The organism is Ruegeria sp. CDSA089, assembly GCF_059612205.1.
Genome location: NZ_JBXWQD010000006.1, coordinates 324,415 through 347,717, shown reverse-complemented (window position 1 = coordinate 347,717; position 23,303 = coordinate 324,415). Strand labels below are relative to the sequence as shown.

17 protein-coding genes are annotated in these 23,303 nt (G+C 53.5%); 5 read left to right on the top strand and 12 right to left on the bottom strand.

Features of this window, described 5'->3' with window-relative positions; all coding sequences use genetic code 11:
• The first annotated feature begins 240 nt into the window (after positions 1 to 240).
• Positions 241 to 1,233 carry an AraC family transcriptional regulator gene (locus AC2FJ6_RS16180; protein WP_496669508.1) on the top strand — a complete coding sequence of 331 codons (993 nt, stop codon included), beginning with the start codon at positions 241 to 243 and terminating at the stop codon, positions 1,231 to 1,233.
• A gap of 439 nt (positions 1,234 to 1,672) precedes the next feature.
• Positions 1,673 to 5,041, top strand: coding sequence for a DEAD/DEAH box helicase family protein (locus AC2FJ6_RS16175; protein WP_496669506.1), 3,369 nt, complete (start codon positions 1,673 to 1,675; stop codon positions 5,039 to 5,041).
• On the opposite strand, the gene AC2FJ6_RS16170 is transcribed toward AC2FJ6_RS16175, so the two are convergent.
• Genes AC2FJ6_RS16170 through AC2FJ6_RS16155 form a run of 4 tightly spaced genes read right to left on the bottom strand, consistent with a single transcriptional unit; the run spans position 5,038 to position 10,402 of the window.
• On the bottom strand, positions 5,038 to 6,867 hold the full coding sequence (locus AC2FJ6_RS16170; protein WP_496669504.1) for a TniQ family protein: 1,830 nt from the start codon (positions 6,865 to 6,867) through the stop codon (positions 5,038 to 5,040). The two genes, AC2FJ6_RS16175 and AC2FJ6_RS16170, sit on opposite strands and share 4 nt — an antisense overlap.
• Positions 6,839 to 7,819, bottom strand: a complete 981-nt coding sequence (locus AC2FJ6_RS16165; RefSeq protein ID WP_170790470.1) for a TniB family NTP-binding protein — start codon at positions 7,817 to 7,819, stop codon at positions 6,839 to 6,841. Before AC2FJ6_RS16165 ends, AC2FJ6_RS16170 begins: the two co-directional genes overlap by 29 nt.
• Positions 7,800 to 9,752, bottom strand: coding sequence for a transposase family protein (locus AC2FJ6_RS16160; protein ID WP_496669502.1), 1,953 nt, complete (start codon positions 9,750 to 9,752; stop codon positions 7,800 to 7,802). Before AC2FJ6_RS16160 ends, AC2FJ6_RS16165 begins: the two co-directional genes overlap by 20 nt.
• Positions 9,749 to 10,402 (bottom strand): hypothetical protein, encoded by a 654-nt coding sequence (locus AC2FJ6_RS16155; RefSeq protein ID WP_170790471.1) that lies wholly within the window; start codon positions 10,400 to 10,402, stop codon positions 9,749 to 9,751. The genes AC2FJ6_RS16160 and AC2FJ6_RS16155 overlap by 4 nt, the downstream gene beginning before the upstream one ends.
• 121 nt (positions 10,403 to 10,523) lie before the next feature.
• Here AC2FJ6_RS16155 and AC2FJ6_RS16150 point away from each other — a divergent pair, with 121 nt between their 5' ends.
• Positions 10,524 to 11,348, top strand: a complete 825-nt coding sequence (locus AC2FJ6_RS16150) for a hypothetical protein (RefSeq protein WP_170408651.1) — start codon at positions 10,524 to 10,526, stop codon at positions 11,346 to 11,348.
• Positions 11,349 to 11,705: 357 nt separating this feature from the next.
• On the opposite strand, the gene AC2FJ6_RS16145 is transcribed toward AC2FJ6_RS16150, so the two are convergent.
• The 4 genes from AC2FJ6_RS16145 to AC2FJ6_RS16130 all read right to left on the bottom strand — a co-directional run bounded on the left by AC2FJ6_RS16145 (position 11,706) and on the right by AC2FJ6_RS16130 (position 15,564).
• A complete protein-coding gene (locus AC2FJ6_RS16145) occupies positions 11,706 to 12,086 on the bottom strand; it encodes a hypothetical protein (protein ID WP_170337130.1) in 381 nt (126 codons plus the stop codon).
• Between the two features lie 114 nt (positions 12,087 to 12,200).
• A complete protein-coding gene (locus AC2FJ6_RS16140) occupies positions 12,201 to 13,379 on the bottom strand; it encodes a carbohydrate porin (RefSeq protein WP_170337128.1) in 1,179 nt (392 codons plus the stop codon).
• Entirely contained in the window at positions 13,376 to 14,140 is a 765-nt protein-coding gene (locus AC2FJ6_RS16135) for a DUF3299 domain-containing protein (RefSeq protein ID WP_496669500.1), read from the bottom strand. The genes AC2FJ6_RS16140 and AC2FJ6_RS16135 overlap by 4 nt, the downstream gene beginning before the upstream one ends.
• Before the next feature lie 26 nt (positions 14,141 to 14,166).
• Positions 14,167 to 15,564: an amidohydrolase family protein gene (locus tag AC2FJ6_RS16130; RefSeq protein ID WP_170337131.1), complete on the bottom strand. Its 1,398-nt coding sequence runs from the start codon at positions 15,562 to 15,564 to the stop codon at positions 14,167 to 14,169.
• 132 nt (positions 15,565 to 15,696) lie between these two features.
• Between AC2FJ6_RS16130 and AC2FJ6_RS16125 the strand changes: the two genes are divergently transcribed.
• Entirely contained in the window at positions 15,697 to 16,704 is a 1,008-nt protein-coding gene (locus tag AC2FJ6_RS16125; RefSeq protein WP_496669498.1) for an AraC family transcriptional regulator, read from the top strand.
• A 379-nt stretch (positions 16,705 to 17,083) separates the two neighbouring features.
• Here the strand turns inward: AC2FJ6_RS16125 and gyrB are convergent, their stop codons facing one another.
• Together gyrB and AC2FJ6_RS16115 are read right to left on the bottom strand one after the other, a co-directional pair.
• Positions 17,084 to 19,501, bottom strand: coding sequence for a DNA topoisomerase (ATP-hydrolyzing) subunit B (gyrB, locus tag AC2FJ6_RS16120; RefSeq protein ID WP_170770902.1), 2,418 nt, complete (start codon positions 19,499 to 19,501; stop codon positions 17,084 to 17,086).
• 102 nt (positions 19,502 to 19,603) lie between these two features.
• A complete protein-coding gene (locus AC2FJ6_RS16115; protein WP_170770904.1) occupies positions 19,604 to 20,176 on the bottom strand; it encodes a TetR/AcrR family transcriptional regulator in 573 nt (190 codons plus the stop codon).
• Positions 20,177 to 20,276: 100 nt separating this feature from the next.
• Between AC2FJ6_RS16115 and AC2FJ6_RS16110 the strand changes: the two genes are divergently transcribed.
• On the top strand, positions 20,277 to 20,843 hold the full coding sequence (locus AC2FJ6_RS16110) for a carboxymuconolactone decarboxylase family protein (protein WP_170770906.1): 567 nt from the start codon (positions 20,277 to 20,279) through the stop codon (positions 20,841 to 20,843).
• On the opposite strand, the gene recF is transcribed toward AC2FJ6_RS16110, so the two are convergent.
• Positions 20,840 to 21,934: a DNA replication/repair protein RecF gene (gene recF / locus AC2FJ6_RS16105; RefSeq protein WP_170770908.1), complete on the bottom strand. Its 1,095-nt coding sequence runs from the start codon at positions 21,932 to 21,934 to the stop codon at positions 20,840 to 20,842. The two genes, AC2FJ6_RS16110 and recF, sit on opposite strands and share 4 nt — an antisense overlap.
• Before the next feature lie 59 nt (positions 21,935 to 21,993).
• Positions 21,994 to 23,115 carry a DNA polymerase III subunit beta gene (gene dnaN, locus AC2FJ6_RS16100; protein WP_170770910.1) on the bottom strand — a complete coding sequence of 374 codons (1,122 nt, stop codon included), beginning with the start codon at positions 23,113 to 23,115 and terminating at the stop codon, positions 21,994 to 21,996.
• Between the last annotated feature and the right edge of the window lie 188 nt (positions 23,116 to 23,303).

The window sequence follows — 23,303 nt, the reverse complement described above, 5'->3', positions numbered from 1 at the left end:
ATCAGGGGAACTCCCCCGCCTTTTCTTTACCTATTCGCTCCAATGGTCGTGAGAACCGAGCTCTCGCAAGCCCTCGGAAAAAATTGTTTAAATTCATGCATTTAGATGGTTTTTACCCGCTTAGTTAGCGATGCTTCCACGAAAGATGTTCTCATCAAAGAGGATTCAGTGTTCGATTCTTCCGTTGCCTAAAATTTTTGCGACTTCGAGTTTGCATTAATGTTGGGACAACTAAAGTTCGTGAATTACACTCTTCTAAATTACCGCCGAGAGTCTGAAAGATTTTTGATTGCAATGTGGACACCTAAAACGACTTTTCACACCTATACGAATGACTTCCCGGTCAGAGAGACCGAGTTGGTTCAACTGGGTGGTGGGCCGCTTGGGTTGCGTGCAGAGATGGTATTTGGCGCCGACGCTGTCCTCTCAAAGGTCAAATGTGATGCCAATACAGTTTGGAGAATGCTCGCTGCAAAAGACTGGGTCGGGCTTGTCCTGCCAATCACTTGGCAAGGAACCTACAAACTGGATGGTTGGGAAGCGGCACCAGGAGATGTGTTCCTGCTTGATGGGAGAGTTGAGTTCACTACCAGCGCTAGCAACCGTACATCCATTATGCTTGCAATACGCAGAACGCGGTTGATCGAAGCGCTTCACCGCATTGCTGGATCTAATTTCTTCGAGATCGACCCGAACCACGTGCTACTGCAACTCCACGACAATCAACTACACCACCTTAAATCCCACATTACACGCGTGTTTTCCGTAACTAAATTCCATAGGGACTTCACTGGCGGTTTGTTCATGCCACCAACACATGAAAAAGATATGTTTTCCTTTCTAGGCGAATTTCTTCTCGAATGCGTGCCTCAGAAGGCCTACAAGAATTTGCTTCCAAGCCGCGATTTTAAGACTGTGAGTCGAGCTCTCCAATTCACGCGAAAGACCAGATATGAAGATGTTAATTTGGCTACTCTGTGTGAAGGCGCCGGAGTAGGAAGAACCACCTTATATCAAGCGTTTGAAGGAGTTTATGGAATTACACCTATGCAGTTCATTTATAAGTTGCGACTGACTGGCGCTAAAGAGTGGCTGTCAGATCCTTCTGACCCACCTCAATCTGTCAAGCAGGCCGCACTGAAATACGGATTTGTAAGCTTTGGACGTTTCGCAAAGACTTATCGTGAATTGTTTGGTGAAAGCCCTTCTCAAACTCTTCTCAGGGCAAGATAACCGTTTGAACAATCGTCAGTATCAGCGCGACATCGAAATAGGAGAACGCAACAGAGTTCTCCGCAGAATGGGCACTTGTTCAATACAGTGAAAATAGGCTTCTGTTGCGACCCGTACCAAAGACTTTGCAAAGTCCGCATACTGCGCATAGCTGACCTTAGTTTCCGGTGAAACATTTTGTACCTTGGGCTCAAGGTAACCACTGAAAGTGTACTCACGACTGGCCGTTTTTCTCGTGCGGCGGTGGTTGGCCGACGAGAGCCCAAACGCTCTATAATTGCGACTTATGTTAAATCTCGAACTCCCGGCTTTCTGCCACAAAACCGGTGCGCGTTTTCGACAGTTTCAGGAAAACGAATGTTTCTTCCGGTGATGTCTTGAAGGACGATGTGCGCAGTATCACTATTAGACTAAGCGTCCTAAAACCAAGTCTTGTTCATTGTTTTCACTCCCTGATTGGCTGCGTTCCAAGCCACAGCAGCTCACCGAAGCAAATCAAAGGCCCGCAAGCGAGCTTGGTGCCGAACCGGTTGCGAAGGTCGGCACCAATATCGACCGGCCGGTCATCAATCTTTATCGGCCCCATATCACCTCTGGGGATTGTCTGATTGTAACCGGGTATCAGGACTTCTTGTCTTCACTATCGATTTTGATGAAGGAGTTGCCTGAACTGAGGGATCTGGAAAACGACAGCGATATCCGGATCCGGATATCGTTCGGGATCGACACGGCTAATACCAAAAGGCTGACCAACCCCAAACCAGTCACCGAAGAAATGAAACTCTACTGGCTGGAGCGCTCCGGGCTTCAAGTGGAAGAGGATCACGATCTTATCGCGGTGCTGGCAAAACACGCCATCAAAACCGGCAAAATTGACTTGCGTGTCTTCGATCCGGAGCTTGCCAAACGCAAGTTAGGGATAACCGGGGACCGGCGGCTACACTCAAAAATCGTCAGCTCGCCAAAAGGTGCCGTCGCCGGATCCGCAAACTTTTCCTACTCAGGGCTCTACAGAAACATCGAGTATGCCGATGACCTGGATGCGGGCACTCATGAACTTCAGGTCGAACGCACAGAAGCCGCTGAGCAGGCTTGGGATGTATCTGTCGATTGGAATACCGAAGCGCTGGAGATACTCGAAAAGCTCATCAAACCGGTGACCGCTGAAGATGCGATGGCGCGTACGATCTCCGAGCAAAAGGGGTTCGAACCCTGGCTCACCGGAGACCGAAAAGATATCACGAGCCATACGCTGTTTGGGTATCAACAGGACCTGACCTATGAGGCGTGTTCCATCGTCTATGACCATGGGATCGCCTTTGTAGAAGCGCCAACCGGTTCAGGAAAGACAGAGATCGGCTGTCACCTGGCCGAAGCGTTGTCAGAAACGTTCTCAGAAGTCGTGCCTCGCTCCCCGGTCCATGGCGTTGCGCGAAAAAATGCAGCTGTAATTGCCCCACCCAAAGTCATTCCCAGTTGGCGCAAGTACTCGACAAACTCGCTACAACCTGTCGCAAACAGCAAACTTGCCAAACAACACCTCCGCGGCGCTGGCGATGAAGAAAAATCTGGGCTCAGGCTCGATCAGTTTGGCATTCTGATAATCGATGAGAGCCACACCGTAACACCGGGTTTTGAACAAGCATCTCAAATGGCCTCAGCTATTGAGCTCGCCCCGCCAAGCTGGAACGTCTGTCTGTCGGCGACTCTGCTCGGGAACCGCGATGTCGACTGGTTGACCCATATGCAGGAAAAGCGAGCGTCCATTTTCATGACTCCGCATTTCATTCAGGCCATGGGTGAATTGTTCGAGCGCGAAACCCAAGTTCCTAAGGATATCTTCAACCAGGATGCGCAACTTGCCGTCCTATCAGAGCCCGACACGACGCTCACGCGAGAGGCTCGCAACGAACTCGCTCAGTTGGTTTCGCCGTTTTTGACCCGCAGACAACGGAGATGCATTGGCGAGGACGAAGATCCGACCAATCACAGTTACCCAAGACTAGAAAACCACGGGCGCCCGAAGAAACTTAAGGTGACAAAGCCTCAGCAAACGCGCCTGGATGAGATTGTGGCTCTCTGCAAAGAACTTGCGCCTGGCGGTAGGGTGACCGCAGTCGAGAAAAGCCGCTTCGGACACGTCAGCACGCAACAAAGCACGCAGGATCAGCTCTACATCCGAAACCTTTTGAACATTCTGCGCGTGAGTGCTGCCCAAGCCCATTGGGAGATGTCTCATGGAGCTATTGGCAAATCGCTTCGCGACTTCGAGCGTGGTGGAAAATCGAAGAAAAAGGTATCCCACCGCGACCAGTCCGACATGTTCGCGGCACTGGGAATAGAAGCGCCTGAACCCACAAAGAAATGCGACGCTCTAAACCAAAAACTGGGTCTCAGTGTTCTCAAGGAGCTTGATGAGAAGCGGTATGAGGCGTGCCTGAGAATACAAAACGAAAAAGACAGGGTCGTCTTTCTCGCAGAACGGACGGACACACTCGAGATTTTTGCAGAAGCGCTGTCGCGCAGAGGCCACCACACCAACTATGTCGTGGGAAACCAAACCAAGGGTGAAGATCGCGCCGTGAAGGCGATCTTTGGAGATGGCCCCGACAGTTTCAAGCGTATCAAACAGGGCAAGTCCGTGGAGTCTTACTTCCGACCTGGAGGAAAGAACGAACCAAAAGGATCTGCATCGGTTTTTCTGACTTACAAGATGGCTGAAGGCATCAACCTTCAGTCGTCAGACACGCTGGTGTTGCTTGGTCTGACCTCGAACCTGAAAGAGCTCATCCAAGGTCTGGGTAGGATCGACAGGATCGATAGTGAGTTCGGGGTCGTCAATTACCACCTTGTTGATGTGCCAGTAGGTCAGTTTGCATCTGACGAAAAAATCGCCCAGCGCATAGAGAACTATAAAACTTTGGCTGGGGAGGCGCTAATCGACGCCGTTTTAGAAGAAAGCACCGAAGACGCAGAACTGATCCTCAATAGTGTTGTAAAATATCTGCGATCCCCACGGCTGCTTCGCGACAATAACTTTCACGACGTGCTGGAACGCACCAAGCAAACAATCCCAGAAGACCGCTACAAACTCATCGACAAGGCCAAGATCCAGGGCACCTGGGGCGCCGAGTTGGCGCTCTTATCGGCCCGTGAGAAATTCACGGCGCTACATCTCAAAGGTCTTAGCAAGAGCAATAGCTTCTTTCCGCCACGCCTGCTGCTTCTAAAGGATACTGCGCCAGGCCTGATATTGGAACGCGACCAGCTGGCCTGCGTCCAATCTCTGGAGACTGCATACGAACGGACCAGAAGCCTGGGCATGGAACACGCCCACATGTCTCTGGAAGATCTCTCCGAAGCGCTAGAGACGATTTCAGAGCAGATTGGCAAGCTGACCGAGTGGGACTTGCGCCCCGCTCGCGTTGAGAGTCTCATGAAAGCTTGCGCCGAGTTCATGGGACGCAAAGGTGGTGTCGAACTCAGTGATCAAGAATTGTTTGGCCATATGTCCCTGCCTGCCGTGGAAATGGTGTGCGAGGCGTGGAGCCGTGAGCTTGATCCCTTCTGGGAACAAGCAAAACACGAAGTGCGTGACAGCTTCGCCTATGAGGATCTTCCCAAGGGGTACATCGCGCTTCAGGTTATCCTGGAAAAGCTCGAAAGCGATCATCAGGCGTCCGCAGAGATCCATGAGAAGATGGTCCGGGTCATCGAGGAAGCTGAACAGGTTTCACGCGACCATGAACCTGCAATTGGACAGCGCATTTCAGTGGTGTTCTTTTCGGATGGTGCAGGCGAGCACTAGGCGGCCTCAGACAGCAGCGAAGCCAGGTCACTTAGTTTTACTAGGTGCCCTCGCATCGTCTTACCTTCAATTTGCGCGCCATGTGTCTCAATCCCTTTGCTCTCAAAATCGGACAGTAGCTTTCGGGATGTTGTACCTCTTGACCTCGCCAGTGTCGCGACGGGCATGTACTCGCTTTGAAAGATCGCAAGCTGCTGTGGTCTGACCAAGAAAGACTCGCTTGGGCCGTGCGGAACTTTGCGAGATCCGAGCAGGCCCAGCTTGCACCAATGTGTCACCGCCTGAGCCTTCCAACCCGTCAACTTTGCGACATCATTTGCGGTCCAGTCTTTTGACAACCGCTGCGTCCCAAGTTCGCGGTCGATGTCGGAAACTGAAAAATGAAACTCACCAAGTCGCATGTTTTCTTCCGCAACAACAGGTTTGATAACGCCTGTGGAGATTTTCTGAAGAACATGCATCAAAGCAGCTCGATCAGTTGTGCGCCTCAGGTTGAGCTGATTGAACGGAATAGTTTCTCCCGCTTGAACTTTAGTGCAGTTTCGAATGTTTGTTGTGAGCTCTTTTAGGCTTTCACCGTCAATGCAGCCATCAACAAGTGGAGGACGGTATTCAGCAGCAACCTCGTGGATCAATTCTGACGCGCGAAGCAGATCAAATTGCTTTCTTGTAACACCAAGGTAGTCTCTGGCCTGCAACCCATCCCAATACCGCTTCCTATCCAGATAGATGTTCGAAATTTCGAAGCGTGGAATCATCGTATGCCTGTGCCCATACCCGCTACGGGCTTGCTTTCCGGCAATTTGACCTGACTGAACCTCAGCCACCAAGCGCTGTGCAGAAATTCCCAGTTCCTTGGCTGCTTGTTTAGCCGAGACCCATTCCCGAGCTTGCAACGGCGTTAGCTTTCCCAGGTAGGTTCCCTTGAACTCGGTTGAAGCAGCACGCGACACTGCATCTCTGAAAGGCTGGTACGCATCATCTTCGAACTTCATAAGTCTTTGATACCAGCTTCCGAGCATGGACGGCACAGAGTTGGATTCTGAATTTCCTGCCAGTATCAACCCTCGAACGTGTTCTTCGAACCCATTTGGCCAATGGTCAAATACAGTTGCCAACGGCTCAATCAGTTCCAACGAATCTGCAACGCTTTTGGGTGTTTGTGTTTTCCCAGACTTGCCCGTGCGGTTCTGAGCGAAACCACTCGCTAGGAAATTAATAAAAGCGCCAATGTCTTTTGGGACATGACGCCCTTCTGCAAGGTCAAGAAACCGCTTGCCAACCGTTGAATCTCCCGCAATCAAGGCGGAAATGATCACTTCGTGGTCCTTTGCTGCCACCCGTGGGAAATTGGAGTAGCTAAAGCCACATCTGCATTTATCAAAGCCGCCGGACGTCGGACGCAATGTGGTTTTGCAGACAGGGCAAACATCTTGAAGACGCGTTTTGTGATGGTGACAGGTTGTCACCAAGTAATGACGCCAAGTTTGTTGAAAGGGTAAGCCATCGGCAAGACATGAAGGGCAAATCGGATCGCTATGATGCCGCTCGAAACGCCAGTTTAAGCTGGGTGACTCAGGTTTGGCAGAAGGGGAGATAGCAACCAACAAACCTTTCTCTAAGCCCATCTCTTGCTCAAAGTGCTCGATGTTCTCGACTAGAATTCGCCCATACTTCCGCCGGAACCGTGTCAAAAATTCAGAGACATCTCTGTATCCATTTACATGGGCTAGACGACGCAAGTATCCGATAAGGCTCTCGCCTTTCAATGGTGGTACTGCAAACAAACCCGGCACCTCAAACACCTCGCATAATCGCAAGCTCATGCGACGTCATAGGCTCTACTTCGAGACCAGCATCTGCCATGACTCTGATGTATGACCTGATCAGCTCAGTATCCGATGGTGGTTCTTCTTGAAAAAACGACTGATACGGATCTCGCTCCAGGCCTGAATCCGTCGCTGCCCTGGCAATCGTTTTGGTGCTGTATTGTGAATTTTGGGCACCCAATGCCAGGGGCGCGCGCAGCACTTCCAACGCCACTGGCACACGTCCGCCGGAAACACCGTACAATCGCCGTACCATATCGTCTTGGTCAAACTCCAAAAGGATGCCGGACTCCTCAAGACAATAGAAGGCAGCAAAGATTGCATCGCAGAACGCGATACGATCAGCCTCAACGCTCCACCAATAGGGGTTCATTCGAATGGTGTTCAAACAGCGTCCCGCAAACTGCTCGTTGCTGTCCATAACCGCTTCGAACATTGGCAACCCAGCTAAAATCAGAGTGACTGAGGTTTCATCAACAATAGTCTTGAAGTGATCAGCGGCTTGTCGACGCGAGTGCCTAGTCAGAGTTTCGGCGCAATGGTTCACTTCGTCGATAATGATTGTTTGAATGCCGTGCTCAGCTACGAGCCGAAAGAGACGTTCTCGAATTTGGGCAGGTCGCTCTCGTTCTACGAAATCAAAGCCCATGCTTCGCAAGCAGGAACCGTAATAATCCCGCTCGGAAGGCCGTGGCGCAAGTCGGCCCAGAATGACATCTGATGATACCAGAATAGCACTTGGGCCGTGGCGGTCATTTTCAACTTGTGCCTTCAAGTCCTTTGTCAGTTCTGTCTTTCCACATCTCGTCGGCCCCAAGATTGGTATGATCCGTCCACCCTCGGTTGCTGCAATATTCAAAAGACGTTTTATCTCCGAGACAGCCCATTCGTGGCGGCTATGTCGGATGAATGCACCTTGCAGAGCTCTACTAGTTGTTTGGTCCAGCATCTTTTCTTTCGACCCTTGGCAAGTTCTTTGATCTCGTAACTGCGAGCTTGTTGTGACCAACCTCTGACCGTATTTGGTCAATTAGTTGTGGTTCTTTCAAACTTCTGTTCTGCATATCAGCGGCCCGCAACTTGTCGATTTCCGCAGAGCGGTTCCTTTGCAGTTTAGTTTTTTTGCCCTGCTTATACGTCCTGCGCGCTTGGATATCTTTGTGGATCTCCAAAGCCGTTTTGATTGGTCCGTTGTGTTTCGCCTTGGGTGACCGGCATTCTCTTAGCTCATGATAAGAAAGTGCTGCCAAGTCTTTTGCTTTGTTGGACGCGCGCACCAACTCGCCTGTATGCGGATCCACGACCAAAATTTCCCTAGCATCAAGTGGAGCATAGCGTATTTCAACACGCTGGCGCGGGCCTAGTCGTCGGTACAGCCTTGCCAAGTCTTCAGAGTTGTATTGCATACTCTCGAATTCGATACCGTAGTGCCACAGAGTTCGAGATTCGGATTGGATCATCAGCGCTGCGTGATGCTCGTCCAAAGACGGGGGTTCTGGCACTATGTGTTCATCTGCCAATCTGTCCCAAGCGGCGCTAGGTGTTTCACCCCGTTTAAAGATGTCTTGGACTTTTCTCCTCGGAGTTCTTCCATATTCGTCGTAGCGCCAGCGTTGCATTATTGAATTGAACACTCTTAGCGTCAGGCGGGCTTCATCCATTGCTTTTTTGGTTCGATCCCGGTCGGGATATGCCTTTGACTTAGTCGCACCCGGAAGCTGGCTGACTTTGCTTCGTACTGCCCCGAACAAGTTTTCGATAAACGGCTTTTCCTGGGGTTTTCGAGGTTGCGCCCAATGGCCATGGACACCAGCAACTTCGATAAAAGCATCGATGGGTTCGCCCACGTTCTCTGAACCCTGATCCATTACAACCACTTTCGGCAGTGCGGCGATTTTTTTCCTGTTTACAATTTCGTGCTGTTCGAAAAAGTCTTCCTCTGGGTAGCTAATCATCTCCTTTAGAGCTTTGGCCACATGTTCTGATGATGGATCTGGTAGGAAGACCTGAAATGCGACAATCCAACTAGTAGCACAGTCAATCGCTGCACAAATCCACGGCCGACCTATTACCTCCCCGCTATCATCAACCAGCATTATGTCAGCTTTTGTGCAGTCCAATTCTATTTGATCGTAAGGTGCTGTTATATCATAGTATTTTTGGGCAATTCGCATGTGTTGGCGCGCCTCGTTACTGCCCAGTTGCCACTTTAGAACGTCAAAATGAGGGATTGTGTGCACAATCGCTTCGACTGCCTTGCGTCCGCAGCACCCAGGTTTTATGCCATTCTCATGGCAAACCAACTGGTATTGATTATAAGCGTCGCTAGACAGACTTGTTAGATTTTGTCTGTCCGACGACGTATATTGCATTTCCAATAGATCGAGCACTATCTCGTGGAAAACGCTGTCAAACCTTGGCATACGATTTCCTGAATTGCTGTGCTTGGGCAAAAGCGCGTCCGGCCCGCCGCGCCGATACAATTTGACCCAATTCTGAACAGTCGATTGCCTCGGAAAACGGTTACCCTTGATTTTGAAGGTGGGTTCTTCGGCGAACTCGCGTTGAAGTATCGGTATGCGTTTTGCCCAATGAACGCCTTCCTCCCCAAGCTTTAGTGCATTTTCCACAATGCGTAGTCTGAGCTGAGCTTCACGTGCATCTTTAGCGGTTACATTACGAGGACGTTTGTCGAAGCCTTCTTCCTTCACTAGCCCATCGTGCACATGGTCTCGATATTCTTGTCCAGATATCTCAAAAGGATCAACTTGGGAGTTCGATATCTGATATGCATCCCGCCCAGCTATCGCTCCATCGACAGCATAGGTTTCTCCCCTATATTTGATGGTTCTCTGGTGCCGCCTTTTGACAATCTGCTTCAAAATTCGATTACCTCCAGATGTCTTTGGTCGCGGTTCGCAGTATTCAGGTTCGTGGATGGCCCAAGAGCTTCACATGAAAAATCGAACACCAGATAGCCATCAAGAATAAGGCGAAGAATCTTCGCTTGGGGGATGCCAATGTTCTCTCTTAGTTCTTTGAACGTCACACGTTGCTGTTTGAGACACGCTATTTTGCTTGCAAGTTTAGGGGCGGTCTCTTCGGCTTGTCCTTGCAATAGCAGCCAAGCATTTCGATCAATCGGCCCCTGCAATAAGGACTCAGTTACAATGACAAGCGAGATTCCGACTTCGGCAAGAAGTGAAGGATAGTCCAGGTACTCAGGTTTCTTATCTATGTGAGCGCTGTGCTTGGCGTCCAAGTAGAACAAACGGCCGTCGACAAGTGTGACTTCTAGGTCTGGTGTATAAAGCTTAGGCCTGTACCGACGCCCTTCATAAGCCTCTAGCGCCGCTTCTTTGTTTGCAAATGCTCTTCCGGTTCCCATGTCGATTGTGCAAGGCTGTGGCTTAAGCGAGACCACACGAGGGTCGACCTGCATGCAACGAACCAGTGCTGCTTCCATTTGGCTTTCGAGCTGAATGACGCCTGGGAACTTGACGCCAGACATTTTGCCAGCGCGTTTTTTCATTCCGCGCTTGTGAACGCGTCGGGCCGTCGGGGGTGCGTGTCGATCTATCCTCATACGGGCTCTATACATGCATCCATTCGCATTGGCAATGGGCTCGATGCGAATAAAATGATTGCGACCGATGATGACTGAAGACGAATTTCAAGATTTGGCCAAAACTGAAAACTGGATTGCCCTCGGAGCGTGGCTGAATCGCGTTGTCCAAGACAGCCAAGCCTGCGGGTACGCGTTTCCGGACGATGCACTCCAAAGCGTTGCCGCTATTAGAGGCACAAAGCCTGCAAGCCTTCGCAATCCGATGTCCGCGGCGAAATGGTTAGAACAGAACCGACCCGATCTTTTTGAATCAAAGCCCGACTGGCTGGCCATGATGCAAGTTATTTTGCTTTCAAGGATAGATCGGTATGACCCTAGGAAATCCAAAGAGATAGCTGATGCCGTTCTTTCAGGGGAGTTATCTCAGGCGGAAACTAAGTCTATTCTTGATGAAGTTCGATTGGCGGAGAAGCCTGCGGTCGTGATTGCTAGAGGTGGTTTTGGCGGCCAGCGAAGAGCCCGAGACTTCGAAGTAAACGCAAAAATGCTTTTCAAACAGAACACTAGTGACATCTTCAATGTGGAAAATTTGACTGTTCGAGAAGGCAGAACGTTCGAGCCTCTTGCCACAGACTTAATCGTATACAAAGGCTCGGAGCCTTTTGCGGCGATTGAGATCAAAGGCCCGAGGAATAGAATTGATCCTGGCTACTTGATTGACCAACTGGCAAGAGCAGCACTTCTTTTGAGAAAGGTTCCTCAAGTACTATACGTTGTTCCTGAGCAATCTGAGTACAAACTGGGTGAACTTGTAGCGATACGAGACAAACTCGAAATCGAAGGAATTAAATTTGGGACATTGCCGGAGAAAAGTCGGCTCGCACCAAAAGATCTAAAAGTTCTGGGATGATGCACTCTCTAATGTTGGGTGTTATGCCGTGCGCGAAGGTCTGCAATGCGCAGAAAGCAGACTTTGCAAAGTCCGGTTGACCACATTGTCCACCAAAGGCGACAGTTCTGCTTCGCGACTGGGCTATACATAGCCCTCAAAGCGTATTGTTTGCGGGACTTCAGTTGCACCGTTTTCCTGAGCGAGTAGGGCGCGTGCTGACGAAAAGGTAGCAAGCGCAAAAAGAACAAGAAGGGCCTTTATCATCGTAGCGCCTCGGATCCGGGTTTTGAACTTGGGCCGGGGTTCACAAATGATCGCCCCGGCCAGCGTCAGGGCAAACGAGGTAGTTCTTGCTCTGAAACATCGTACTTTCGCCTAATTTAGAAGATCACCGACGATGCCGACGGCATCGACCACGGTAGACAGGTCATTCGTAACTTCGAGGACTTCGTCATCGACCAGAATGTAGCGGTTTCCTTTGCCCGGCTCCCCAAGCTTCCATTTGGAAAGGTCCCCAATATCCTCGAACTCCAGGTCAGATGGGAGCTTGGCACCGCGCGTGTAGCGCTTGATCTGTCCAGGTGGTACAGCTTTTGGGCCTTTGCCGGGTTTGTCTTCTATCTGAATGCTGACATCACCGTTCTTGCCCCCCTTGTTCGGCTTTTTACCCTTGTTGTCTTTGGCATGGGCATCGCTGCCTCCAAGGATGAAAAACACAACTGCTAAGGCTGCAAGAATTCCGTATGCAATCTTCATAGATTGTTCCTTTGCTTCCCAACTTCATTCGACCGGCGTTGAAAATTCCGGCACGCGCTTGATCTCTCTTAGTTGCCCTTTGGCACACCCCTTAGTGACTGCCTTCACCCCGCATTAGAAAACGATCCGGGTTCTTAGACCGAACAGGGTAATCCGGTCCTGATCGGGATTTAGAAGCGGGTCGGAAATGAATTGTACCGATGGCGTGATCTGCAGTCCGGGTGAGATTGAAAAGCGGTAGAAAGCTTCAAGCGTGAACTGGTCACCGTCTATGCCTCTTGCCTCGGCCCAGTTTAGGCCCAGACCGGCCAAATCGGTGTTGCGACCATAGTAACCGAGACCGGCAGAAATCGACCGTTCATAAAGCGCTGCGGTTCCCTTCGAGGCCCCTGCACGGAAGAACGGCATCCATTTATTGTCAACAAACCATGCGGCGGAAAACGCTGCGCCGTAATCTTCTGCTCGACTGCCATCGTCAGCCGCATCCGCATGCCAGAGGGTCAGATGGATATTGTCGAAGTAGATGCGATCAAAGCCGGACGTGTACCCAAGTTCGAGCGACTTGAAGAGATTGCCGTCGCTAAACACATCAAAGTTTGGATCGGACGGGTCGGCGTTTGCGTCTGATACGCTGGCAACGGCGTAGAGGTTCTCGCTCAGCTTTACCCCACCGGCAATACCAAGGCCTTGGTTGGGCGTGTTGATTGTCGGGTTGGTATTGAAAGACAGGTTTTGAAAACCACTGTAGGGGCTTACCAACCCGTAGATATCCACAAAGTCCGTTACATCAATCTGGCCGACTTGCAGCGCCCACGACCCATTCTCAGCCCTTTGGGTCCAGAACAAATTGGTCAGAAGCAAACCGTTGTCATTGAAGGCTGTTCCCGTGATTGAAAGGGCTCCGCCATCCAGCCCGAGAAATTGCGGAGCAACGTCAGTATAACTGTGCCTGTCTTCGATCTTGAATGTCAGAGACCCCCGTTCAGTTGCCTGCCAACTGCCGTAGAACCGCGCAATTCCGCTGGCTGCTTCGCCGGTTCCCAGATCAGCATCCGTGGTTTGGCCCAATGCCAGGTAATCAATGTTGAACCGAAAACCACCCTCAGCCAGTCGGTCTTTCCACTGAAACCAACCCGGTGCGATGTTGCGTGGAAAATCGGAACGATATTGCGGATCGGTGAGCCCGTCTCCGGGCGCAAGATCGGCTTCGACTGAAGATGGCCCGGATAGTCCCTGAGCCGACGCTGCGCCAGCAAATGCAATGCTCAATGCGGCAACCAGAAGTCTTATCATTTTGACGCCTGTGCCCCACCGGTCTTGCGATTTCCTGCCGCGCGCATGCGATCAGCAGCACGCTGCTTCCATTCCAACCTGTCTGCCTCGGTTTCCAGAGTTTCGACACGTTCCGCCTCTAGCTGGAAAGTCGCATTCATAGGCATGAGGCCATCCACAACCATCATATTATGAACGGAAGGATCGATAGTCAGCGTGCCTGTCAGCCGAACGGGTTCGTGGAAATAGCTAGGCGCCCAGTCCCCGTTCAACCGCACACGGATCATCTGGTTAGGCGGAGGTGGAGGCATGTGGCTGCACATCCCTCTTTCTGGCACCAAATACGCCACAGGCCGGCCGTCCGGATCGCTCGGAGCAGGAATGGCAAAGCCCGCGAGTGTGATTGTTCGGCCGTCGAATTGCGGGTTTCCGCTCGTTCCAGCCTTTCTTCGACGTTCAGTCACAACCTCGCGCTGATCGAGTAACCAGTCGACGTCAATTCCGTCTGACACCAAGGCGTCTTCGGTCTCTGCTAAAAGCAATTGCCATTTCTGCCGTTCTTCGGCGCTGCCAACCTCCTGCTGCAACCTGCCGCGTATACGCACAACGAAAAGAACATCGTCGAACTGTTCAGGGCTGAGATCACGATAGGGGTCATCAAAGACCTGCGCAGACGGATCTAGCAGGTCTGCCCAGTCCAACGCGGTTCCAGGCGTCGCCGCAGCATCATAACCGCACAAAACCAACCCTGCGAATACTGCGGAGCAAAACCAATTTCGCATGAATGCTCTCCGGCTGCTTTATCTGGTCAATCCAGTGTGTTTTTGTAGATCACACCGTCCTTCATGATCAGGCGGATTGTTTCCGGGCTGTCCGGCCTCGGGTCCGCACCAAACCACTGATCACCCGTTCCGACGACAGAGAAGTCTTCGAGGGGGTTGCCGTCTATCAGCAGGATGTCGGCATAGGCACCTTCTTCGATCACACCCAGTTTGCCTTCCGGATAGGGGTTCATGAAATCACCGCTAAGTGCCGCGATCTCGCCACCTACCGAAGTTAGGGTTACCATCGACGCATAGGGGCCGAAGAAATGGTTATTCAGATGTTTCTCGTAGGCGATCTGGATGTTGCACGCCTCGACTGAGCCCACGCAATCGGTTTGGAACCCGCGCGGCGCCGGGCATTCCTTCATGCTGGGAATATAGGCTTCGAAGGTCGCCGAGGCCGATTTGGCTTTCCTCAAACTGTTAGGGTTGTTTTTCACGGAAGGAACATCAAGTAGGCCTGGATCAAATGCTGTGATGTTCGTCGTGATGTACGCTCCTTTTTCTTTCATCAAAGCAGAAATCTCGCAGTCAAAGTGAAATCCGTGTTCAATGGTTCTGACCCCTGCATTCAGGGCATTGATGATCGCTTCTTTGCGGTAGGAATGTGCCATGACATAGGTGCCGTACTCGTTGGCAACCTGAACAGCGGCCTCGATCTCTTCTTTCGAACCGGCGAGCAACTGCCATGGATCGAATGCCGAAATCACCCCACCTGATTGCATGAACTTCAATTGCGTGGCACCCATGCGCAGGTTGTTGCGGCCATACATGTAAATTTCGTCAACACCGTTGACCTGTTGGGCCATATTCAGAGTCCCAAAGTTGGTCACCCCACCCGGCGGAGATGTGAAGGATGCGAAATCGGCGTGACCACCACGTGTTCCGAGAAATGCCCCGGAAGGATAAAAGCGGGGGCCGACGATCTGGCCGGCGTCAATTGCGCGCCGCAGCCCGCCCCCAGCGCCCCCGGCATCGCGAACGGTCGTGAAGCCCTGCATCAGGTACATTTCGGCCATCCGGGTCCCGTGGATGGCGAAATCCTCCCAGGTCGAGTTGGTTTCCATCTCGGCAATCGATGGCCCCATGAGCATCAGGTGCGCGTGATTCTCTATAAAGCCCGGTGTCAGAGTGCGCCCACCGCCGTCGATAACCGTCGCGCTCGGCGCATCAATGGCATCGGTTGAGACGGACTTGATCAGATTGCCCTCGACCAGAACACTGGCATTTTCAATGCGTTGCTCATTCACACCGTCGAAGACATGCACGTTGGTAAACAGCGTTTGGGGTTCTTCTTGATCCTGAGCCTGCGCGGTCGCCGAAAAAGAAAGAACTGCCGCGACAATTGCCGTCGAGCAAAGAGACATTCGTAAGCCGGACATAAGTACTCCCTTCATATTCATGTTTTGCCAACTATAGTCTGGAATTCATTGGCTCGGTTGCCCCTTTTGAATTAAGATGTACGAATGTGACTGCAAAAATGGCCACTTCTTAAAGCTAATCCAACAAGGGTTATGAGCTTGCCTTTCAACTCCACCTCCCGAGAGCAAAGCGAGGGCTTTGTTCGCCTCTCTTTAGCCGCTCCCTTTCTGCAATATCTCACCGAACGTAAGATCAATCCGCAACCAGCATTGGATCAGGTCGGCTTGAAAGCTGAACTGATGACTAACCCATCCGTGTTCGTTCACTCCGAGTTGGTTTACGGCTTGGTAAATGCTTTCTCAGAAGTATCAGGGGATCGATACCTAGGACTGAATGTAGGGGAAGCGTTTGACCTGCAAGAGTGGCCGCCCTTCGCTCAAGCCTTGCAATCTACAAAAACGCTGTTCGAGTTTTTTACCCGCTTTGTTGAGCTCGTGCCGCAGGAGTCCAATTCTGTGCGGCACAGCCTTGTCATTGAAGCAGACAAAGCGACTTATCGTATCGAGAGGCAACAGGAACCAACCGTCCCACCCATTCAGGTGACCGGTTTTGGTGCCGCAATCTATGTACGCCTATTGCAGACCGTCGTCGGAGAGTCCTGGGACTCTTCCCGTGTGCGATGGGAAAGCAGATACATCAATGGGCTGCCTATCGACTACAAAGGGATCGAGGTTGGCCTTGGAACCGATCCCGGAATGCAAATTAGTTTTCCTGTGGAATGGTTGTTTTTGCACCATGTCTCTGACGGCTCTGCCAAGCCGATGGCCTCACCGCGACAAGATGAAGAAGTAACTGTGGTGGCTGCTTTGCGCTCTGTGTTGCGCGGCAAACTGGATGAACCCGATTTGGGGCCGGAGATGGTGGCCGAGTTGCTGGGAATACAGCCGGAACGGTTCCTGAAAGCGCTTCATCAACAAGGCACAACGTTACCGCGCGAAATCAAACGGCTGCGTATCGATGTCGCCAAGGAGCACCTCAAACAAAACCAGATGACAATTGCAGAGATCGGACTGATGCTCGGCTATTCTGACAAGTCCCATTTCACTCGCTTTTTCCGAGGTCAGACCGGAATGACACCGACCAAGTTCCGAAGCAAGTAAATGTGGTCGAGCCAAATGAACGCTTCGAAGATTAGGTCCTCGTGGGATCAGTTCGGAGAAGTTGTAGTGCGACGTTGAACAGGTTAGTCGACGACATGAATGGTTGGTTGCCACCGCCGATACAACCTCTGCAACTGGCCGTTTCGTTGTGTATTTCGGAGTTAGCAAAGCTTGGTTGCGAAGGTCCGCTTCGGGCTGGAAGCGGCCATCCGAAAACCTTCCCCGGCAATACGGCGATGGCGCGAAACAAGCAAAGAATGAGACCCGAAGATATGGAGCCTCGAACCAAGAAAGTTGAAGGTTAATGCGCCCAAAGTTTTGGGCTAAAAATGTAACTCTTTGGGCGAAATGCAAAGCTATGGGCGCACCTACAAAATCCCTAGAAATCCAGATTTTCCACGCTTAGTGCATTTTGCTGGATGAATTCTCGGCGCGGTTCGACTACATCGCCCATTAGTTTGGTGAACAGGTCATCCGCCTCGACCATGTCATCCACGCGGACCTGCAACAGTGTACGTGCATCTGGGTCCAGCGTGGTTTCCCACAGCTGATCAGGGTTCATTTCGCCCAGACCCTTGTAGCGCTGCAGAGACAGGCCCTTTTCGCCTTCTTCCAGAATGGCGCGCAACAGGTCCAGCGGGCCGTGGATGGCCTGCGTCCGGTCGCGGCGGATCAGGGTGGCGGGGGTGTTGTAGACCTCTTGCAGGCTTTGCGTGAAGCTGCCGGTTTTGCGTGCCTCACCAGACCGCAGCATGGGGCCGTCCAGTGTACGGACCTCCTCGACGCCGCGCAGGATGCGGGCCAGACGAATGCCGTGATCCTGTGTGATCCGGCCCTGCCAGCCGCGTTCATATTCCAGCGCGATCAGGTCCAGACGAGCGGCCACCTTGTCCGCGACGCCTTGCAGGTCGGCATCGACCGCACCGGGCACAAAGGCACCTGCCACCGCAGCCTGTTCCAGAATGTGACGCGGGTAGTGGGTTGGGAAGGCGTCCAAAACACGTTTCAACTGACGCGCTTCATCGACCACGCGAGTCAGGTCCTGCCCGATGATTTCCTCGCCCGAGCCCAGCTTCAGCACCGCGCCCTCGACCCCTTGATTGATCAGGTAGTCATCCAGAGCCGCCTGATCCTTCAGGTAAACCTCTGATTTACCACGCGAAACCTTATAGAGCGGTGGCTGCGCGATATAAAGGTATCCACCTTCGATAAGCTCTGGCATTTGCCGGTAGAAGAAGGTCAACAGCAGAGTCCGAATATGCGCGCCGTCCACATCGGCATCCGTCATGATGACGATCTTGTGGTAGCGCAGCTTTTCGATGTTGAACTCGTCCCGACCAATGCCGGTGCCCAGCGCCATCACGAGGTTACCAATTTCCTGAGATGACAACATCCGGTCAAACCGCGCGCGCTCGACGTTCAGGATCTTACCACGCAACGGCAGTACGGCCTGAGTGAGACGGTCCCGACCCGTCTGGGCGGAACCACCGGCCGAGTCACCCTCGACGAGGAAAACTTCAGTCTTAGACGGATCTTTCTCGGAACAGTCCTTCAGCTTACCGGCCAAATAGTTCACATCCATCGCCGTCTTGCGGCGGGTCAGTTCGCGGGCTTTGCGGGCGGCTTCACGGGCTAAAGCGGCCTCGATGATCTTGCCGACGATCCCCTTGGCCTCATTCGGGTTCTCTTCGAACCACTCGGCCAGCTTTTCGTTCATCAAGCCTTCGACCGCTGGGCGCACCTCGGACGACACCAGCTTGTCCTTGGTCTGGGATGAGAATTTCGGATCAGGTACTTTAACCGACAACACGCAGGTCAGACCTTCGCGCGCGTCATCGCCGGTGAAGCTGACCTTTTCCTTCTTCGCGATCCCGCTGGACTGCGCGTAATTGTTGATCGTCCGGGTCAAAGCACCCCGGAACCCGGCCACATGCGTGCCGCCGTCCCGCTGAGGGATGTTGTTGGTGAAAGGCAGGACCGTCTCGTGATAGCTGTCATTCCACCACATGGCGATTTCCACGCCGATGTCGTCGCGTTCACCCTTGATATAGATCGGCTCAGGCATCGCTGGTGTCTTGGACCGGTCGAGGTATTTGACGAATTCTTTAACACCGCCCTCATAGAACAGCTCGGTTTCCAGCCGTTCGGCGGGGCGCTCGTCGATCAGGATGATCCGCACGCCCGAGTTCAGGAAGGCCAGCTCACGCAAGCGCTTTTCTAACGTATCGAACGAATATTCGAGGTTCGAGAATGTATCGGTCGAGGCCAGAAACCGCACTTCGGTCCCGGTCCGTTCACCACACTCCTGAACCACTTTCAGATGCTCTGCTGTCTCGCCACCTTCAAAGCGCGCCACATGTTCCTTGCCGTTGCGCCAGACGCGCAGCTCTAGCCAATCGGAAAGGGCGTTCACCACCGAGACACCCACGCCGTGCAGACCGCCCGACACCTTGTACGAGTTGCTGTCAAACTTACCGCCCGCGTGCAGTTGGGTCATGATGACCTCAGCGGCGGACACACCCTCTTCGGGGTGAATATCCACCGGAATCCCGCGCCCATTGTCGCTGACTGAAACACTGGAATCGGCGTGGATTTTTACGGTTACATGGTCGGCGTGACCGGCCAGCGCCTCATCAATTCCGTTGTCGACGACCTCATACACCATATGGTGCAGACCCGAGCCATCATCCGTATCCCCGATATACATACCGGGACGTTTGCGAACAGCTTCTAAGCCTTTGAGAACTTTAATGGAATCAGCGCCGTATTCCTGTGGTGCCTGTGCGTCGTCGGACATGCCGTTAGTACCTATATTATTTTGGTAACTTATACGTTTTCTGGTGGGGAATGTCACGCGCTCCCCCAAGATTTTGTGGTTTTCTCTGCCGTTTTCGGCCGATCAAAGCCGGTCCAAATCCGACGCGATATCTGCGGCGATTTCTGCGGCATTCACATCGTTGCGTTCGGCGGACAATCGCAGGCCCAGAATGTCCGACTGATACCGTGCAGCCAGCCGATCCGGGTCGTGATCCGGCCCGATCTCTCCGGCTTGCTGAGCACGACGGAAGAGCGTGGCGAAACACTCTTTCATCTCGACCATGTGGCCACTCGCCTTGTCCGCCAACTCATGACCTTTGGCCTGCAATTCCGCATAGGTCTTGGCCAGCATACAGGCATGCGTCGGCACAGCACCCGCGTCGATCACCACATGCGGTTGCGCTTTTAGTGCCCGCAACGGACCCATCTCATCAGCCATCGCCATCAGACGCGCTACGCCGTCCTGCGCGTATCGCTCTAATGTCAGTGCATAAAGCGCATCCTTCGACCCGAATGCGGCATAAAAGCTGCCAGGTTTCAGGTTCAGCGCGTGTTCTAGATCTTTCAGCGACGTGCCGGCCCACCCCTGCCGCCAGAATATATCCCGCGCCTGCGCAATCAGCGCATCCCGGTCGTATGATGGTTTTCTTGGCATCGCCGTCACCAATTCTTGAACGTTTGCTCAAATATATACTTGAGCGATCACTCAAGAAAGCCTAAATGTGATTCACTTCACCAGAAACAGGAGCTTTGACATGGCAAACTTCCCCTCTCATGACCTCGAAACAGCGCCCGAAGGGTCCAAACCGCTGCTGGAAAAGTCGCAGGCCGCATTTGGGCGCCTGCCCGGCCTGCACAAGGTGATGGCCGAAAGCCCCCAGCACCTGGAAGCTTACCAGATGCTGCACCACCTGTTTCTGCAAACCGATTTCGACAATGACGAAAAAACCGTCGTATGGCAGACCATCAACGTGGAAAACGAATGCCACTACTGCGTGCCCGCCCATACCGGCATCGCCAAGATGATGAAGGTCTCGGACGAAATCACCGAGGCGCTGCGCAACGAAACCCCGCTGCCGTCCGCCAAGCTTGAGGCACTGCGCACCTTCACCCTGCAAGTGATGCAAAGCCGCGGCAACCCGACCGAGGAACAGCTGCAAGCCTTCTTTGACGCAGGTTACTCGCACCGCGCGGTGCTGGACGTGGTGCTGGGTCTGGCTCAGAAAACCATGTCGAACTACATGAATCACATGGCGCAAACCCCGGTCGATCAAGTGATGCGCGGCTTCCTGTGGGAACGCAAGGTCAGCGAACCTGCCTAAGCGACAACCGAGGCCCCGTCGCTTTCGGTCACAACCAGCGTCTGGGCCCGGTCGCCCAATTCCACAAACAGCTCAGGCCCGGTGCCCGTCATCCAGGCCTGCGCACCCAGCGCGCAAATCTCATCATAGAGCGCCGCTCGCCGCCCGGCATCCAGATGGGCGGCCACCTCATCCAGCAGCACAATCGGCGGTGCACCCACCATCCCCGCCAGCGCCCGCGCATTCGACAGGATCAGCGAGACCAGCAGGGCCTTTTGCTCTCCGGTCGAGCAATCCTTGGCCGGTACACCCTTGGCCGCGAAGACACCGTACAGGTCCGATCGATGCGGCCCCACCAAGGTCCGCCCCGCCGCCAGATCGCGAAACCGGCTTTCATTCAGCGCCTCACGCAGATCCTCAACCGTACCCGGCATCGCACCCTCAGACTGCACCAATTCCAGATCAGCCGAAGGAAACGCGGTTTCAGCTTGCTCCTGCGCCCCGCGCAAATGCTCCAAGGCCGCCAAACGCGTCGCATGGATGCGATACCCGGTCTCGGCCATCTGCCCTTCCAGCGCGGCATACCAATGGGCATCCCGCACCTGCTCTTTCAGCAGGCGGTTGCGTTCGCGCATGGATTTCTCATAGGTCAGCGAGGCCTCGGCATGACTGGGATCGAAACTCAGCGCGATACGATCCAGAAACCGCCGTCGCCCCTCAGCCCCTTCGATCCACAGCCGATCCATCGACGGGATCAGCCAGACCACGCGCGCCAGCTTGCCCAGATCAATCTGACTGGCCGCCTTGTCATCAATCCGAACCTGCCGCGCAGCGCCCCCTTCGGACCATGTCTCGATCTCATAGCCTTGCCCCTGTGCGTTCAGCAGGCCTGACAGCTTCCACCCCAGCGCTTCGGGTCGTCGCGTCATCTCAGCGGCACTCGCCCTCCGCATGCCGCGACCGGGCGAAAACAACGACACCGCTTCCAGAATATTGGTCTTCCCGGCCCCGTTCGGCCCATGGATCGCCACCGGCCGCCCATCCAGAGACAAACGCGCCAGCTTATGAGACCTAAAATGCGAGACCGTAAGCTCGGTCAGGGCCAATCCCATGACCCCTCCCTTCTTCTGTTCAAAAATACCTCCGCCGGAGGCATCGCGCGCCAGCGCGACTAGACGCGCATCGGCATGACAACATAAACCGCGCTTTGGTCATTGCCCTCGCGCATCAGGGTTGGATCACCGGCCGAATTGAACAGGAACACCGCATTCTCGCGATCCACTTGAGACGCAATCTCCAGCAGGTATTTCGCGTTGAACCCGATCTCCAGCCGCTCATCGCCATATGCCACGGCCAGTTCTTCCTCAGCCGCACCGCTATCGGGCGCATTGACCGACAAAACCAGTTTATCCGCATCCAACTGCAACTTCACCGCGCGCGAGCGTTCGGACGAGACGGTCGCCACCCGGTCCACAGCCTGAGCGAACTCGGCGGCATCCACTTCCAACTGGCGCGTGTTGCCTTGCGGAATAACACGAGTGTAGTCGGGGAAGGTGCCGTCGATCACCTTGGAAGTCAGCGTGATATCGGGAGTAGCAAAACGCACTTTCGTCTCGCTGACCGAGACAGCGATGTCCATCTCGTCATCGTCCAGCAGCTTGCGCAGCTCACCTACGGTTTTACGTGGTACGATCACGCCCGGCATGTCTGCCGCCCCATCAGGCAAGTCCGCATCGATGCGCGCCAGACGATGCCCATCGGTGGCCACACAGCGCAGCACCTTGCCGCCATCTGACCCATCGGCCACATGCATATAGACGCCGTTCAGATAATAGCGCGTCTCTTCCGTCGAGATTGCAAATTTCGACTTGTCGAACAGCCGCCGCAGCAGCGCCGCAGAGGCTGTAAAGTTCGATTGATATTCCGAGGACGCCATCACCGGGAAATCCTCTTTCGGCAGCGTCGCCAGCGAGAAGTTCGACCGCCCGGCCTCGACCGTCAGACGCCCTGCGGCGCTGTCAGCTGTCAGCGTAACCAGCGCGCCATCGGGCAGTTTCCGCACAATTTCATGCAAGGTGGTGGCGGCCACTGTGGTCGCGCCCGCGCGTTCTACCTGCGCAGGGGCCTTGTCGACCACCTCGATATCCAGATCGGTGGCGCGGAACATGGCCTGATCACCTTCGGCCTCGATCAGCACATTGGCCAGTATCGGAATGGTGTTGCGACGCTCCACAACGGATTGGGCCTGCGAAACGGCCTTGAGAAGGGTGCCGCGTTCGATGCTGATCTTCATACCCTCAATTCCTCTGACTTGCGTGCCGATAGGGGCGGGACTGGCACGTTAGCGGTTCCACCCTGAGGCACAAGGATTTTTTATGGATTTCTGAGTCGGATTGCCCAAAGGGTCAAGGGCCACGTGGCCGCTTGGGCACAGTTCCCAATCAACCGTGGAGTTTATCGCACAAGAAAACGCCCCGGATG

Excerpts from the sequence above, each read along its gene's own strand:
- AC2FJ6_RS16155 (WP_170790471.1), bottom strand. The coding sequence starts at position 10,402 with ATGAAAAAACGCGCTGGCAAAATGTCTGGCGTCAAGTTCCCAGGCGTC.
- AC2FJ6_RS16130 (WP_170337131.1), bottom strand. The coding sequence starts at position 15,564 with ATGTCCGGCTTACGAATGTCTCTTTGCTCGACGGCAATTGTCGCGGCA.
- AC2FJ6_RS16165 (WP_170790470.1), bottom strand. The coding sequence starts at position 7,819 with ATGCTGGACCAAACAACTAGTAGAGCTCTGCAAGGTGCATTCATCCGA.
- AC2FJ6_RS16115 (WP_170770904.1), bottom strand. The coding sequence starts at position 20,176 with ATGCCAAGAAAACCATCATACGACCGGGATGCGCTGATTGCGCAGGCG.
- recF (WP_170770908.1), bottom strand. The coding sequence starts at position 21,934 with ATGGGATTGGCCCTGACCGAGCTTACGGTCTCGCATTTTAGGTCTCAT.
- dnaN (WP_170770910.1), bottom strand. The coding sequence starts at position 23,115 with ATGAAGATCAGCATCGAACGCGGCACCCTTCTCAAGGCCGTTTCGCAG.
- AC2FJ6_RS16135 (WP_496669500.1), bottom strand. The coding sequence starts at position 14,140 with ATGCGAAATTGGTTTTGCTCCGCAGTATTCGCAGGGTTGGTTTTGTGC.
- AC2FJ6_RS16140 (WP_170337128.1), bottom strand. The coding sequence starts at position 13,379 with ATGATAAGACTTCTGGTTGCCGCATTGAGCATTGCATTTGCTGGCGCA.
- AC2FJ6_RS16110 (WP_170770906.1), top strand. The coding sequence starts at position 20,277 with ATGGCAAACTTCCCCTCTCATGACCTCGAAACAGCGCCCGAAGGGTCC.
- AC2FJ6_RS16170 (WP_496669504.1), bottom strand. The coding sequence starts at position 6,867 with ATGAGCTTGCGATTATGCGAGGTGTTTGAGGTGCCGGGTTTGTTTGCA.
- AC2FJ6_RS16125 (WP_496669498.1), top strand. The coding sequence starts at position 15,697 with ATGAGCTTGCCTTTCAACTCCACCTCCCGAGAGCAAAGCGAGGGCTTT.
- AC2FJ6_RS16150 (WP_170408651.1), top strand. The coding sequence starts at position 10,524 with ATGATGACTGAAGACGAATTTCAAGATTTGGCCAAAACTGAAAACTGG.
- AC2FJ6_RS16145 (WP_170337130.1), bottom strand. The coding sequence starts at position 12,086 with ATGAAGATTGCATACGGAATTCTTGCAGCCTTAGCAGTTGTGTTTTTC.
- gyrB (WP_170770902.1), bottom strand. The coding sequence starts at position 19,501 with ATGTCCGACGACGCACAGGCACCACAGGAATACGGCGCTGATTCCATT.